Origin of the sequence: Isoptericola sp. NPDC019571 (assembly GCF_044389385.1) — a bacterium.
GTDB classification, from domain to species: Bacteria; Actinomycetota; Actinomycetes; order Actinomycetales; family Cellulomonadaceae; genus Isoptericola; species Isoptericola nanjingensis.
This window is the reverse complement of record NZ_JBIRXZ010000003.1, coordinates 77993-91751: the sequence shown is the minus strand read 5'-3', so window position 1 is coordinate 91751 and position 13759 is coordinate 77993. Positions and strand designations below refer to the sequence as shown.

At 73.6% G+C, this 13759-nt stretch carries 15 protein-coding genes and 3 tRNA genes; 6 read left to right on the top strand and 12 right to left on the bottom strand.

The genetic code is table 11. From position 1 onward, the window contains the following. Positions 1–15: 15 nt before the first annotated feature. A complete protein-coding gene (gene rnhA / locus ACH443_RS06230; RefSeq protein ID WP_430556062.1) occupies positions 16–435 on the bottom strand; it encodes a ribonuclease HI in 420 nt (139 codons plus the stop codon). A 123-nt stretch (positions 436–558) separates the two neighbouring features. On the opposite strand from rnhA, the gene ACH443_RS06225 reads away from it, so the two are divergent. After that, on the top strand, positions 559–1422 hold the full coding sequence (locus ACH443_RS06225; RefSeq protein ID WP_429763878.1) for an LLM class flavin-dependent oxidoreductase: 864 nt from the start codon (positions 559–561) through the stop codon (positions 1420–1422). 37 nt (positions 1423–1459) lie between these two features. On the opposite strand, the gene leuD is transcribed toward ACH443_RS06225, so the two are convergent. Both leuD and leuC read right to left on the bottom strand, forming a co-directional pair. Beyond that, positions 1460–2098 carry a 3-isopropylmalate dehydratase small subunit gene (leuD, locus tag ACH443_RS06220; protein ID WP_429763877.1) on the bottom strand — a complete coding sequence of 213 codons (639 nt, stop codon included), beginning with the start codon at positions 2096–2098 and terminating at the stop codon, positions 1460–1462. 26 nt (positions 2099–2124) lie between these two features. Continuing rightward, positions 2125–3600, bottom strand: coding sequence for a 3-isopropylmalate dehydratase large subunit (gene leuC, locus ACH443_RS06215; protein WP_430589775.1), 1476 nt, complete (start codon positions 3598–3600; stop codon positions 2125–2127). Between the two features lie 190 nt (positions 3601–3790). On the opposite strand from leuC, the gene ACH443_RS06210 reads away from it, so the two are divergent. The 3 genes from ACH443_RS06210 (at position 3791) to ACH443_RS06200 (ending at position 5674) form a co-directional block, all read left to right on the top strand. Beyond that, positions 3791–4510 (top strand): IclR family transcriptional regulator, encoded by a 720-nt coding sequence (locus ACH443_RS06210; RefSeq protein WP_079574616.1) that lies wholly within the window; start codon positions 3791–3793, stop codon positions 4508–4510. A 167-nt stretch (positions 4511–4677) separates the two neighbouring features. Continuing rightward, positions 4678–4845, top strand: a complete 168-nt coding sequence (locus ACH443_RS06205) for a hypothetical protein (RefSeq protein ID WP_176168850.1) — start codon at positions 4678–4680, stop codon at positions 4843–4845. Positions 4846–4864: 19 nt separating this feature from the next. Further along, complete coding sequence (locus tag ACH443_RS06200; RefSeq protein ID WP_429763875.1) at positions 4865–5674, top strand: PH domain-containing protein; 810 nt, start codon at positions 4865–4867, stop codon at positions 5672–5674. Positions 5675–5769: 95 nt separating this feature from the next. On the opposite strand, the gene ACH443_RS06195 is transcribed toward ACH443_RS06200, so the two are convergent. The 3 genes from ACH443_RS06195 to ACH443_RS06185 all read right to left on the bottom strand — a co-directional run bounded on the left by ACH443_RS06195 (position 5770) and on the right by ACH443_RS06185 (position 6129). Further along, positions 5770–5842, bottom strand: a tRNA-Glu gene (locus tag ACH443_RS06195). Positions 5843–5906: 64 nt separating this feature from the next. Next, positions 5907–5979, bottom strand: a tRNA-Glu gene (locus ACH443_RS06190). 78 nt (positions 5980–6057) lie between these two features. Further along, positions 6058–6129: transfer RNA gene (locus tag ACH443_RS06185), tRNA-Gln, on the bottom strand. Between the two features lie 152 nt (positions 6130–6281). Between ACH443_RS06185 and ACH443_RS06180 the strand changes: the two genes are divergently transcribed. Further along, positions 6282–7091 (top strand): class I SAM-dependent methyltransferase, encoded by an 810-nt coding sequence (locus ACH443_RS06180; RefSeq protein WP_430589774.1) that lies wholly within the window; start codon positions 6282–6284, stop codon positions 7089–7091. Positions 7092–7098: 7 nt separating this feature from the next. Here ACH443_RS06180 and ACH443_RS06175 read toward each other — a convergent pair whose 3' ends face one another. Continuing rightward, positions 7099–8007, bottom strand: coding sequence for a LysR substrate-binding domain-containing protein (locus ACH443_RS06175; RefSeq protein WP_430556013.1), 909 nt, complete (start codon positions 8005–8007; stop codon positions 7099–7101). A gap of 69 nt (positions 8008–8076) precedes the next feature. Here ACH443_RS06175 and ACH443_RS06170 point away from each other — a divergent pair, with 69 nt between their 5' ends. Beyond that, positions 8077–9246, top strand: a complete 1170-nt coding sequence (locus ACH443_RS06170; RefSeq protein WP_430589773.1) for a YeiH family protein — start codon at positions 8077–8079, stop codon at positions 9244–9246. 9 nt (positions 9247–9255) lie between these two features. Here the strand turns inward: ACH443_RS06170 and ACH443_RS06165 are convergent, their stop codons facing one another. From ACH443_RS06165 to ACH443_RS06145, 5 genes are read right to left on the bottom strand one after another with little or no spacing between them, the layout of a single operon-like run. Further along, positions 9256–9990 carry an HAD family hydrolase gene (locus tag ACH443_RS06165; protein ID WP_429763871.1) on the bottom strand — a complete coding sequence of 245 codons (735 nt, stop codon included), beginning with the start codon at positions 9988–9990 and terminating at the stop codon, positions 9256–9258. Further along, positions 9987–11408: a glutamate--tRNA ligase gene (gene gltX / locus ACH443_RS06160; RefSeq protein WP_430589772.1), complete on the bottom strand. Its 1422-nt coding sequence runs from the start codon at positions 11406–11408 to the stop codon at positions 9987–9989. The genes ACH443_RS06165 and gltX overlap by 4 nt, the downstream gene beginning before the upstream one ends. 46 nt (positions 11409–11454) lie before the next feature. Beyond that, a complete protein-coding gene (locus ACH443_RS06155) occupies positions 11455–12003 on the bottom strand; it encodes an NUDIX hydrolase (RefSeq protein ID WP_430589771.1) in 549 nt (182 codons plus the stop codon). Beyond that, positions 11996–12778 (bottom strand): fumarylacetoacetate hydrolase family protein, encoded by a 783-nt coding sequence (locus ACH443_RS06150; RefSeq protein ID WP_429763868.1) that lies wholly within the window; start codon positions 12776–12778, stop codon positions 11996–11998. The genes ACH443_RS06155 and ACH443_RS06150 overlap by 8 nt, the downstream gene beginning before the upstream one ends. A gap of 47 nt (positions 12779–12825) precedes the next feature. Beyond that, on the bottom strand, positions 12826–13737 hold the full coding sequence (locus tag ACH443_RS06145; protein WP_430556017.1) for a class I SAM-dependent methyltransferase: 912 nt from the start codon (positions 13735–13737) through the stop codon (positions 12826–12828). Positions 13738–13759: the final 22 nt, after the last annotated feature.

Below are 13759 nucleotides of genomic sequence, written 5' to 3'. Positions count from 1 at the left end.
TGACGTCCGTCGCACCTAGCGGACGGAGTCCACGCCCAGGTTCGCGAGCGCGTCGGCGCGCTCGTTCCCCGGGTCGCCGGCGTGCCCCTTGACCCACACCCAGCGCACGTCGTGCTTGGTCACCTCGGCGTCGAGCGCCTGCCACAGGTCCACGTTCTTCACGGGCTTCTTGGCCGCCGTCGTCCAGCCGTTGCGCTTCCAGCCGGCGATCCAGGACTTCATGCCGTTCATCACGTACGAGGAGTCGACGTGGATCACCACGGTGCTGGGCCGCTTGAGCGCGCGCAGCGCCTCGACGACGGCGGTGAGCTCCATGCGGTTGTTGGTCGTGACGGTCTCGCCGCCGTAGAGCTCCTTGGTGTGCTCCCCTGCCTTCAGCAGCGCACCCCAGCCGCCGATGCCGGGGTTGCCCTTGCAGGCACCGTCGGTCCACATCTCGACCAGGGGCTTCTCGTTCTCGTCAGGCACCCGGACACCCTACGTTCCCCGTGTGCCACGGCCGTGTCGGACGCCGCGCGTAGCGTCGACGCAGACCGCAGGACGACGAAGGAGACGCACATGAGGTTCGGTTTCGTCGGCAGCTTCGGCACCCCGCAGCAGAACGTCGCCCTCGCCCGCGAGTGCGAGGAGCACGGCTGGGACGGCTTCTTCAGCTGGGACGGGATGAGCATGGGCGACTGGGGTGGCGACGCCCTGACGGCCTGGGACCCGTTCGCGGTCCTCGCCGGCGCCGCGGCCGTGACGGAGCGCATCACGCTCGGCGCCATGGTCTTCGCGGTGCCACGGCACCGGGCGTGGGAGTTGGCGCAGCGCGCGCTGACGGTCGACCACCTGTCGGGCGGGCGGCTCGTGCTCCCGGCCGGCGTCGGCGTGCTCGACGACCGCGGGTTCACGTCCGTCCCGGGGCAGGTGACCGCCCTGCGTGACCGGGCGCAGGCGCTCGACGAGACGCTCGAGTGGCTGCGCACGTCGTGGTCCGGCGAGACGTTCGAGGCCGACGGCGCGCAGGTGCGCACCGGGCCGTTCCGGTTCGCCGCTCCCCCGGTGCGCGGCCGCATCCCCGTGTGGCCGGTCGGCGTCTGGGACGCCACGAACCCGCCCCTGAAGAACCTGCACCGCACACTGCGCTGGGACGGGATCGTCGTGCAGGCTCGGGGCGCGACGCCGGAGGAGGCGGAGGCCGGGCCGGACGCCGTCCGCGAGCTCACCGCGTGGATCGCCGAGCAGCGCGCGCCCGACGCCGGACCGTTCGACGTCGTCGCGTCCGGCCTCCTCCCGTCCGACGCGGCCGAGGCCCGCGACCAGGCTCGCGCGTTCGCGGAGGCCGGGGCGACCTGGTTCGTCGACTCCTGGTGGGACCCGGCGGAGGCGACGCCCGAACGCCTGCTCGAGCGGGTGCGCCAGGGCCCGCCCACCCTCTGAGGATGGACGGGCCCCGGCGCGGACGTGGTCGAGCGGGTCAGCCGACCGGGCGCGCCGGCTCGATCGGGACGCTCGGCAGGTGCTTGGCCGGCAGCGTCTTCGGCCGCCAGGCCGCGCGCCCCGCCTCGAAGGCCGCGATGTCGTCCTCGTGCTGCAGCGTGAGGCCGATGTCGTCGAGGCCCTCCATGAGGCGCCAGCGCGTGTAGTCGTCGATCTGGAAGGGCACGGTGACGTCGTCGGCGTGCGCGGTGCGTGCCTCGAGGTCCACGGTCACCTCGGTGCCGGGCTTGGTCTCGAGGATCTTCCAGAGGATCTCGATGTCCTCCTGCGCGACGATGCCGGCCACGAGGCCCTGCTTGCCCGAGTTGCCGCGGAAGATGTCCGCGAACCGGGGCGCGAGCACGACGCGGAAGCCGTAGTCCTTGAGCGCCCACACGGCGTGCTCGCGCGAGGAGCCCGTGCCGAAGTCGGCGCCCGCGACCAGCACGGAGCCGGCCTTGTACGCGTCCTGGTTGAGCACGAACGTGGGGTCGCCGCGCCAGGCCGCGAACAGCGCGTCCTCGAAGCCCGTGCGGGTGACCCGCTTGAGGTAGACGGCGGGGATGATCTGGTCGGTGTCGACGTTGGTGCGGCGCAGCGGCACCCCGACGCCCGTGTGGGTGGTGAACTTCTCCATGACGATCTCCTGCTACGGGGTGGGGGTCAGACGAAGGACGGGGCGGACAGCGGCGCCAGCGGGGTGCCGTCGAACGTCGTGAGGTCGACGTCGCCCTCGAACTCGAGGTCGGCGACCGACGACAGCGTGCCGCGGACGGCGGTCGCGGCCGCGACCAGCGGCGACACGAGGTGCGTGCGCCCGCCCTTGCCCTGGCGGCCCTCGAAGTTGCGGTTCGAGGTGGAGGCCGCGCGCTCGCCCGGCGCGAGCTGGTCGGGGTTCATGCCGAGGCACATGGAGCAGCCGGCGTTGCGCCACTCGGCGCCGAACTCCTTGAAGATGACGTCCAGGCCCTCGGCCTCGGCCTGCAGGCGCACGCGGGCGGACGCGGGCACGACGAGCACGCGCACGTCGTCCGCCTTCTGCCGGCCCTGGAGCACCTTCGCCACGGAGCGCAGGTCCTCGATGCGGCCGTTGGTGCAGGAGCCGATGAAGACCGTGTCGACCTTGACGTCGCGCAGCGGCGTGCCGCCCTCCAGGCCCATGTACTCCAGCGCGCGCTCGGCGGTGACGCGCTCGTTGGCGTCGGCGATCTCCGCCGGCACCGGCACGGACGCCGACAGCGGCAGCCCCTGGCCGGGGTTGGTGCCCCACGTGACGAACGGCTCGAGGTCGGCCGCCTCCAGCACGACCTCGGCGTCGAACTCGGCGTCGTCGTCGCTGCGCAGCGTCGCCCAGTACTCGACGGCGGCGTCCCAGTCCTCGCCCTCGGGCGCGTGCGGGCGCCCCTGGAGGTAGTCGAACGTGGTCTGGTCGGGCGCGATCATGCCCGCGCGGGCGCCGGCCTCGATGGACATGTTGCAGATGGTCATCCGCGCCTCCATCGAGAGCTTGCGGATGGCCTCGCCACGGTACTCGAGCACGTAGCCCTGCCCGCCGCCGGTGCCGATCTTGGCGATGATCGCCAGGATGATGTCCTTGCTGGTGGCGCCCGGGGGCAGCTCGCCGTTCACCGTGATCGCCATCGTCTTGAACGGGGCGAGGGGCAGGGTCTGCGTGGCGAGCACGTGCTCGACCTCGGAGGTGCCGATGCCGAAGGCCAGAGCGCCGAACGCGCCGTGCGTCGAGGTGTGCGAGTCGCCGCAGACGACGGTCAGGCCCGGCATGGTCAGGCCGAGCTGCGGGCCCACCTGGTGGACGATGCCCTGGTCGGCGTCGCCCAGGGAGTGGATGCGGACGCCGAACTCCTTGGCGTTGTTGCGCAGCGTGTCGATCTGCGTGCGGCTGGTGAGGTCCGCGATCGGCAGGTCGATGTCGAGCGTCGGGGTGTTGTGGTCCTCGGTCGCGATCGTGAGATCGGGACGGCGGACGGGGCGCCCGGCGAGCCGCAGCCCCTCGAACGCCTGCGGGCTCGTCACCTCGTGCACGAGGTGCAGGTCGATGTAGAGGAGGTCGGGCGCCCCGTCGCTGCCACGACGCACCAGGTGCGCCTCCCAGACCTTCTCTGCCAGCGTGCCGGCCATCATGTGCTCCTCGTCCGCCGCGTCCCCGCGGCCGTCGTGCGTGTGCTGTGTCTCGGTCGATCTCGTCGGCTGCCTCGCCGGGCGATACCGTCGTTCGGACCCCGGAGGGCCCGGCTCGTGAGACGGTTCCGTCCCGTGAGATGCGGTCCCCGACTTGCAATCTCAGTGACTGAGACGTCAATATCGTCCTATGGACGATACTAGCGGAGTCGGCGTACTCGACAAGGCCGCGTCCGTGCTGGGCGCTCTGGAGGCTGGTCCTGCCACTCTGGCGCAGCTGGTCTCCTCGACCGGGCTCGCCCGCCCCACGGCGCATCGCCTCGCCGTCGCCCTCGAGCACCACCGTCTCGTGGGCCGCGACATGCAGGGCCGGTTCGTGCTCGGACCGCGCCTCAACGAGCTCGCGACGGCGGCCGGCGAGGACCGGCTGCTCGCCGCGGCCAACCCCGTGCTCACGGCACTGCGCGACCACACGGGCGAGAGCGCACAGCTCTACCGCCGCCAGGGCGACCATCGCGTCTGCGTGGCCGCCGCCGAGCGGCCGGTCGGGCTGCGCGACTCGATCCCCGTCGGCGCCACCCTCACGATGCACGCGGGCTCCGCGGCGCAGATCCTCCTGGCCTGGGAGGAGCCGGACCGCCTGCACCGCGGCCTGCGCGAGGCCGTGTTCACCGCGACGATCCTCTCCGGCGTCCGCCGCCGGGGGTGGGCGCAGTCGGTCTCCGAGCGTGAGCTCGGCGTCGCGTCCGTCTCGGCGCCGGTGCGCGGGCCCTCCGGCCGGGTCGTGGCGTCCGTGTCCGTCTCCGGGCCGGTCGAGCGCCTCACCCGCCAGCCGGGACGCCTGCACTCCGCCGCCGTCGTCTCCGCCGCCAACCGCCTGACCGAGGTGCTGCGCCGCGCCGGCGAGTGACGACGTCCTCCCTGACCACCGCCCCTCTCGGGGCCGACCGCCGGGCCCGGCCCGCCGCCACTCCACGCGGCGCGCCGGGCCCGGTGCTGTCGGGCCCCCGCCCAGGTCAGTACGCTCCTGGCTGACGGGGCAGCCCTGCCCTGCGACCCGAGAGGCGTGAGGACCTGATGCCCGCGAAGGCCAAGACACTGCTGATCTGGATCGTCGTGATCTTCCTGATCTACGCGATCGTGAGCAGCCCTGACCGTGCGGCGAACATCGTGACGGCGATCTGGGACTTCATCACCAACGCGTTCTCCAGCTTCGGGCAGTTCTTCGCGAACCTGACCGACTGACGACGGCCCGGAGAACCCCGTGATCACCGACGAGAGGCGCGAGCGCGACCGGGTGCGCGCGCACGCGCACCTGCGTCGGTACGTGCTCCCGAACGAGCGGGTGATCGTCGCGACGCGCCACCACTGGGCGCTGCTCCTCGAGCCGATCGCGACGACGGCCGCCGCGTTCCTGCTGATCGGCACCATCGTCATGTCGACGCCGGTCGACGTGCGCTCCACGGTGGGGTGGCTGTGGGTGGTGTGGTTCGTCGTCGCCGGTCGCCTCGCCTGGAAGTGGCTCGAGTGGCGCTACGAGTGGTTCGTCGCGACCGACAAGCGGCTCCTGCTGCTGTACGGGCTCGTCGTGCACAAGGTCGCGATGATGCCGATGAAGAAGGTCACCGACATGGGGTACTCGCGCAGCCCCACGGGCCAGGTCCTCGGCTACGGCCGCTTCGACATGGAGTCCGCCGGCCAGGACCAGGCCCTGCGCACGATCAGGTTCGTCCCGCGCCCGGACTCCACCTACCGCACCCTGTGCGACACCCTCTTCACGCCGGGCGGCCCGCGCCTGGACGACGACGACGATCTGGGCGGCGGGCCCACGCGACCGCCGGACGGTGCCCCCGGCGGTACCCCCGGCGCACCGACCGTCGTGCCCGGCCGCGAGGCGTCGGAGGGCCCCCGCCCCACCACGCAGCCGATCGCCGTGCAGCCGTCGAACCCGGCGCCCCGCCCGCCCGAGGCGCAGCCCAGCGCCGGGGCGCACCCCGTGACCTGGAAGCCCACCGGTGCGAGCTATGACCACCCGCGCAGCGACGGCGCGATCGTGCCCGACCCGTTCCTCTGAGCCGGTTCCGTTCTGAGCCGGTTCCGTCAGGAGCCGTGGAACGACGAAGGCCCGGTCCGCGTGGACCGGGCCTTGCCTGTGAGATGCCTGCTGTGTACCCCCAGCGGGATTTGAACCCGCGTTACCGCCGTGAGAGGGCGGCGTCCTAGGCCGCTAGACGATGGGGGCCTGGAGCTGGTTCGGGTGTCGAGACCTGAACCGTGCGACCGTCCGTCGAGACGGACGACCTGCGTACCCCCAGCGGGATTTGAACCCGCGTTACCGCCGTGAGAGGGCGGCGTCCTAGGCCGCTAGACGATGGGGGCCTATGACTCGACGGTCTCGAGGACCTTCGTGCCGGTGAGAACTCTACACACCGCACCAGGCGGGCGAAGAGCGCTGCGCTGGGGTACCAGGACTCGAACCTAGACTAAGAGAATCAGAATCTCTCGTGCTGCCAATTACACCATACCCCAATGGATCGAGCCTTCCGGGCAAATCCGACATGATCGGAGCGCCGGCGTCAGGCCCAACGTCGGAAAACATTACCGGACAGGTGGCCGTCGGCCAAAACGCGCGCGAGGTGCCGTACGTCACGCTCGGACGACGGCCGTGGCAGGCTCCCCGCATGGCCTCCTCGACTCCCCCGCCGCCCTCGCCCGCGCCCGCCTCCGCCGGGCACGACCCGCACGACCACGCCGACCGCGCGGCCTCGTTCGACCGGGACGCCGACGTGTACGCCCAGGTCAGGCCCACGTACCCGCGGGACGCCGTCGGGTGGATGCTCCCCGCGGGCGCGCGGCGGGTCCTCGACCTCGCCGCCGGGACGGGCAAGCTCACCGAGGTCGTCGTCGACCTCGCCGGGGCGGGCACGGACGTCGTCGCCGTCGACCCGTCGCTGCCCATGCTCGCCGAGCTCTCCGCGCGCCTGCCGGGCGTCGCCTCCCGCCAGGGCACCGCCGAGCACCTCCCCCTCCCGGACGCGTCCGTCGACGCCGTCCTGGTCGCCCAGGCGTGGCACTGGTTCGACGCCGACGCCGCGGCGACGGAGATCGCCCGCGTCCTGCGGCCGGGCGGCACGCTCGGCGTCGTCTGGAACGACCGCGACGCCGAGGTCGACTGGGTCGCGCGGTTCGGCGAGATCCTGCACCGAGGCGACCGCCTCGAGCCCGCGGCCGGTCACGACGCCCTGACGGAGCTCGGCGACCGGTTCACAGCCGTCGAGGCCGGCACGTTCCGCTGGGTCGACCGCCTCCCGGCCGGCGCGCTGCGCGCGCTCGCGGGGACGCGCAGCTATCTGCTGAGGCTCCCGGAGGCCGAGCGCGAGGCGCGCCTGGCCGAGGTCGACGCCCTGGAGGACACGCACCCCGACCTCGCCGGTCGCGCCGAGATCGAGCTGCCGTACGTCACCTACGCGTACCGCGCCCGGCGGCGCTGAGCGTCCGTCAGCGCGCGCCGGCGACGGCGGCGAGCCTCCGCGCCGGCGCGGACAGCGACGCGCCGTCGCGCCACACCACGCGCAGGCGGCGCGAGAGGTCGAGCTGGGCGATCGGGACGGTCACCAGGTGGCCTGCCGCCACGTCGTCCGCCACGGTCAGCGCGGACAGGACCGTCACACCGTCCCCGTGCCGCACGGCGGACTTCACGGCCGCCGTGGAGCCCAGCGCGGTGACGTGGGACGGCAGGCGGACGCCCGCCTGGCCGAGCGCGTCCTCCAGCACGTCGCGGGTGCCCGAGCCGACCTCGCGCAGCACGAGGTGCCCCGCGGCGAGGCCCGCGGGGCTGACGGACCGTCGTCGCGCCCACGGGTGCGCGGGGGCGACGACGGCCACCAGCTCGTCGTGGGCCACCGTGCGCGAGCGCAGCCCGCGTCGCACGGTCGGGCTCTCCACGAACCCGAGCTCGGCCGCGCCGTCGAGCACGAGCTCCATGACCTCGCGGGAGTTGCGCACGACGAGCTCGACGTCGGGCGCCGCTCCGGTCCGTTCGCGCTCGTCCCGCCCGAACGCCGCGAGCCAGCGCGGCGCCAGGTACTCGGCGATCGTGAGGCTCGCGGCCACGCGCAGCCCGGGGACGGGCGCGGAGCGCAGCGCGGCGGCCGCGGCCTCGAAGCGGTCCGTGGCGTCCACGACGCCGCGCGCCGCCTCCGCCACCTGGCGCCCGACGGCGGTGAGCGCCGTGCCGCGCGGCCCGCGGGACAGCAGCTCGAGGCCGAGACGGCGCTCGAGCCGGTGCAGGCCAGCGGACGCGGTGGGCTGGGAGACGCCGGCCGCCCGGGCCGCGGCGGAGATCGAGCCGTGGGCGTCGAGGGCGACCAGCAGCTCGAGGGCGGCCAGCGGGGGACGTTCTGCCATAGCGTCAGTCTATGGATCGATCGGCACCTGGCGCTTCCGGGTCGTCGCGCGGGCCGCGAGCCTGGTCACGTGCCTCCAGCTCAGCCCTCGGCCCCGACCGTGGACCAGACCACGTACCGGACCTCCCGCGGCGCCTCCCGTCTCGGTCCGGGCCTCGCGCTGGCCGCCGTGGCGACCGTGGTCCTGCTCGGCGTCAGCCGGCTCGTCGCCCCGCTGACGAACGGTGCGCTGTCGCCCCTGGTCCTGGCCCTCGTGGCCGGCGCCGTGCTCGGCTCCGCGCTGGGGCGTTTCGCGCCGCGGGGCGCCCGCGCCGCGAGGTTCGCGGAGCAGGTCGGGCCGGGCACCGACTGGACGGCGCGCACGGTGCTGCGCGCCGGCGTGGTGCTGCTCGGCCTGCAGCTCTCGATCCCCGACGTCCTCGCGCTCGGCTGGCGCGGGATCGCCGTCGTGGTGATCACCGTGACGGGGACGTTCGCAGCGATCCTCGGCCTCGGCCGGCTGCTGCGGGTGCCCCGCGCCACCGCGCTGCTCGTCGCCACCGGGTTCTCGATCTGCGGCGCCGCGGCGGTCTCCGCGATGACGAGCGTGCTCGAGCGCGACCCGCGCACGGGAGCGGCGCCCGCCCGGCTGCGGGACGACGTGGCCGCCGCGCTCGCCCTCGTCACCGTCTACGGGACGGTCGCGATCTTCGTCCTGCCCGCCCTCGCCGGGGCGATCGGGCTCGACGACCACCAGGCGGGGCTCTGGATCGGCGCGAGCGTCCAGGAGGTGGCCCAGGTGGTCGCCGCCGCGGGCACCGTCTCGGCCGCCGCGCTGGCCACCGCGACCGTCACCAAGCTGGCCCGCGTGGTGCTGCTCGCGCCCCTGGTCGCCGGCGCCGGCGCGCTGCTCTCGCGGCGCGCGGCGCTCACCGCCACGCCCGGGGACGACCTCGTGCCCGAGTCCCCCGAGGGCGGCACGACGGCCCGCGGCCGACGCGCCCCGCTCGTCCCCGGCTTCGTGCTGGGCTTCCTCGTCGCGGTGCTGGTCCGCAGCACGGGACTGCTGCCCGACGTCGTCACCGACACCGCCCAGCAGCTCACGACGGTCCTGTTCGTCGCCGCGATGTTCGCCCTCGGCACCGGCGTCGACGTCCCGCGCCTGGCGCGCACCGCCCGTCGTCCGCTGCTGCTCGGCGCCCTGGGCACCGTCGTCGTCACGGGGATCGCGCTCGCCGCCGTCCTGCTGCTCGCCCCCTGAGCGAGCTCGTCAGAGGCCGAGGGCGGCGGGCAGCCCGGCGAGCCCGGGCAGCACGACGATGCCGTCGGCGCGCAGGGCGTCGGCGTCCACGTGGTGCTCGTCGTCGCGGCGGGCACCGGGCCGGTCCAGCCAGACGCCGACGAGGCCGGCGTCGCGAGCGGCGCGGGCGTCGGTCGTGGGCTCGTCGCCGACGTACGCGGTGCGCGCGACGTCGGTGCCGAGGCGGCGGGCGCCCTCGACGAAGACGTCGGGGTGCGGCTTGCCGTAGCCGAGCGTGTCCACGCCCACGAGCACGGGGACGCCCTCGAGGCCGGCGGCGCGCAGCTTGCGCTCCTGGAGCTCCGTGTACGCGTTCGTCACGACGCCGATCCGCACGCCGGCGGCACGCAGTGCGTCGAGGGCGGCCGCGGAGTCGTCGAACGGCGCCCACGACCGCTCGAACGTGCCCCAGAACAGGGCGTCCCAGTCGGCGAAGGAGTCCTCCGTGACCGGCTCGCCGCCGAAGGTGCGGTGCAGGAGGTCGGCGCGCAGCCGGCGCTGGGTGAGGGCGTCCGTCTCGCCGCGCGTGAAGCGCTTGTAGTAGCCGCCCGGGTCGGTGCGCCAGTGCGCCAGCAGCTCGGGGTAGCGGTCCGCCGGCACGTGCGGCAGGTACTCGACGGCGACCGCGGTGAGAGCCTGGGCGAACCCGCCCTTGGTGTCGACGAGCGTGTCGTCGACGTCGAGCAGGACGCCGTCGACCCTCACAGCTTCGCCAGCGCGGCGTCGACGCGGGCGAGGGTCCGTTCGCGGCCGAGCACCTCGAGCGACTCGAACAGCGGCAGGCCGATCGTGCGGCCCGTGACGGCGACGCGCACCGGCGCCTGCGCCTTGCCGAGCTTGAGCCCGTGCTTCTCCCCCACCGCCGTGACGAGGTCCTTGAGCGGCTCCGCCTCCCACGTCGCGAGGTCCGCGAGCGCCGCGCGGGCGTCGGCGAGCAGCTCGGCGGCGCCGTCCTTCATCGCCTTGGCCCACGAGCGCTCGTCGTCGACCGGCTCGTCGAGGAAGAGGAAGTCCACGTTGTCGGTGATGTCCGCCAGCAGGGCGACGCGCGACTGGGCGAGCGGAGCGACGCGTCCGAACGCGGCGGCGTCGTACTGCTCCTCGGTCCAGGGCGCCTTGGGGGCGTGCAGCCACGGGTCGACGGCGGCGACGAAGTCCTCGACCGACATCTTCCGGATGTACTCGCCGTTGAACGACAGCAGCTTCTTGACGTCGAAGAACGCCGAGGCGCTGTTGACGTCCTCGATGCGGAACCGCTCGACCAGCTCGTCGAACGGGAGGATCTCCTCGTCGTTGCCGGGCGCCCAGCCGAGCAGCATGAGGTAGTTGACCATCGCGTCGGGCAGGTAGCCCTCGGCGAGGTAGTCCTCGAGCGCGACCTTGTCCCGGCGCTTGGAGAGCTTCTGGCGCTTCTCGTTGACGATCACCGGCAGGTGCGCCCACGTCGGCGGCTGCGCGCCGAGCGCCTCCCACAGCAGCTGCTGCTTGGGCGTGTTCGGCAGGTGCTCCTCGCCGCGGATGACGTGGGTGATGCCCTCGTCGAGGTCGTCCACGACGTTCGCGAGCAGGAAGACGGGCGAGCCGTCCCCGCGCGCGACGACGAAGTCCTCCATCGCGGAGTTCGGGAACGTCGGGTTGCCGCGGATGAGGTCGACGACCTGGGTCTCGCCGTCGTCGGGGGTGCGGAAGCGCAGCGCCCGGCCCGGCTCATAGGTGAGGCCGCGGTCGCGGCAGAAGCCGTCGTAGCCGGAGTGCGCGTTGCCGGTGCGGGCGGCGACGTCGTCGCGGGTGCAGTCGCAGTAGTACGCGCGGCCGGCCTCGTACAGGCGGGCCGACGCCTCGCGGTGCTTCTCGACGTTCTGCGACTGGAAGTACGGTCCCTCGAACGTCGGGTCCTCGGCGTGCATGCCGAGCGCCGCGAGAGCGTTCAGGATGCCGTCCACCCACTCGGGCTTGTTGCGCGCGGCGTCGGTGTCCTCGACCCGCAGCACGAACGTGCCGCCCTGCTGCTTGGCGACCGCCCAGTTGAACAGGGCGGAGCGGGCACCGCCCACGTGGAACATGCCCGTCGGGGACGGGGCGAAGCGGACACGGACGTCGGAGGAGCCGGCAGCGGGGATCACGGGGTCCAGCGTAGTTGTCCCACCGCGGGCCGTCGGACGGTCGGTGTCAGGCGCCCCGTACCCGTGCGACAGCGAGCGCCACCAGCTCGGCGAGGTCCGGGTTCGGCAGGTCGTCGACGGGCCACCACCGCACGTCCAGCGACTCGTCGCTCACGGCATGCCGTGCGCCGTCGGGCGCGACGGCGACGAAGCGCACGTCCAGGTGGTGCGCGTCGCCGCCCGGCCCGCAGAACGGCACGGCGTGCTCGTCGAGGTGCACGGGCACCGGGTCGAGGTCGACCTCCATCCCGGACTCCTCGACGGCCTCGCGGCGGGCAGCCGCGGCCAGCGTGGCGTCGCCGGGCTCGGCGTGCCCGCCGAGCTGGAACCAGCGGCCCGCCTTCGCGTGCAGCGTCAGCAGCACGCGCGAGGCGTCGCCCGACAGCACCACCGTGGACGCGGTGACGTGGTCCGGGCGGCACGCGCGCAGCACGCCGTCGGGGTGCGCGTCGAGGTGCGCGACGAACCGGTCGCGCAGCGCGGACTGCCCGGCGTCGGCGGCGGGCATCCGCCGCAGCACCGACCGTGCGTCGTCGCGCAGCGGCGCCTCAGTCACGCCGGAACACGGGGTTGGCGAGGACGCCGATGCCCTCGACCTCGCACTCCACGCGGTCGCCGTGGTCGATGCGGCCCACCCCCGCCGGCGTGCCGGTGAGGATGACGTCCCCGGGCAGCAGGGTCATCGCCTTGCTGATGTACGACACGAGGAACGGCACGTCGAAGACCATGTCCGCGGTACGGCCGTCCTGCTTGAGCTCGCCGTTGACGCGGGACCGCACGGCGACGTCCTCGGGGTTCAGGTCGGTGTCGATCCACGGGCCGAGCGGGCAGGAGGTGTCGAAGCCCTTGGCGCGCGCCCACTGGCCGTCGGTGCGCTGCGCGTCGCGGGCGGTGACGTCGTTGGCGACGGTGTAGCCGAGCACGTAGGAGCGCACGTTCTCCGGCTCCACGTCCTTGCACACCTTCGAGATGACGACGGCGAGCTCGGCCTCGTAGCTGACCTCGCGCGTGAACTCGGGCAGCACCACCGGGTCGTCGGGCCCGACGACGGCGGTGTTGGGCTTGAAGAACAGCAGCGGCGTGGCCGGCACCTCGCCGCCCATCTCCTTGGCGTGGTCGGCGTAGTTCTTGCCGACGGCGACCACCTTGGAGCGCGGGATCACCGGGGCGAGCAGCCGGACGCCGTCGCCCAGCTCGATCCGCTCCCCCGTCGGCATCGCCGGCATGTAGAGCGGGTCGCCGCCGAGGACGGCGAGGAACGTCTTGTCGCCCTCCTGCTGGACGAGGGCGAAGCGGGGGTCGTCTCCGGTGGTGAATCTCGCGATGCGCACGCGCCCAGGTTACGCGGGGCGCGTGCGCGGCAGCGTCAGCCGCACCGTCAGGCGCGGGCGAGCACCTCGCCGTGCAGGATGGCGAACCAGCCGTCGGGGGCCTGCGCCCACGCCTGCCAGTCCTGCGCGATCTGCTCGAGCGCGACGTCGTCGGCCAGGCCCGACTCCTTGGCCTGCACCGCGAAGTTGGACTCCACGCAGCGCTCGGCCCACAGCTCGCCCCACCATTGCCGGTCGGTCGGGGTGGCGTAGCACCACGACGACGCGGAGGGCACGATGCCGTCCAGCCCCGCCTCCTGCACCCACGACATGAGGCGGCGGCCGGCGTCCGGCTCGAACCCGTAGGCGTGCGTGACCTCGTGGTACAGCTCGTTCCACTCGGTCAGGCCCGGGGTCTCGGGGTACCAGGCCATGCCCGCGTAGTCGGCGTCGCGCACCGCGACCATCCCGCCCGGCTTCGCGACGCGCTTCATCTCGCGCAGCGCGGCGACCGGGTCGGACAGGTGCTGCAGCAGCTGGTGCGCGTACACGACGTCGAAGGAGTCGTCCTCGAACGGCAGCTCGTAGGCGTTCGCCTGCTGGAAGCGGACGTTGCCGTACCCGAGGGCCGCGGCGTGCTCGCGCGCCGCCTCGAGCACCTTGGGGCTGGCGTCGACGCCCACGACCTCGCCGCCGGCGAGGATCCGGGCGAAGTCGGTGGTCACCGTGCCGGGGCCGCAGCCGACGTCGAGCAGGGACATGTCGTCGCGCAGGTGCGGCACCAGGAAGCCGGCCGAGTTCTGGGCCGTGCGGCTGCGGTGCGAGCGCAGCACGGACTCGTGGTGCCCGTGCGTGTACGACTCGGACTCCTTGCTGGGCACCGTGTGGTGGGTGCTGGGTGCCTCGATCGCGTCGTTGAGGTCGGCACCGGCGGGTTCGGGGTCGCCCTGGGGTGCGGGCTCCGCGCTGAGGTCACTCATGCTCCCACCGTAGTGACCGCGC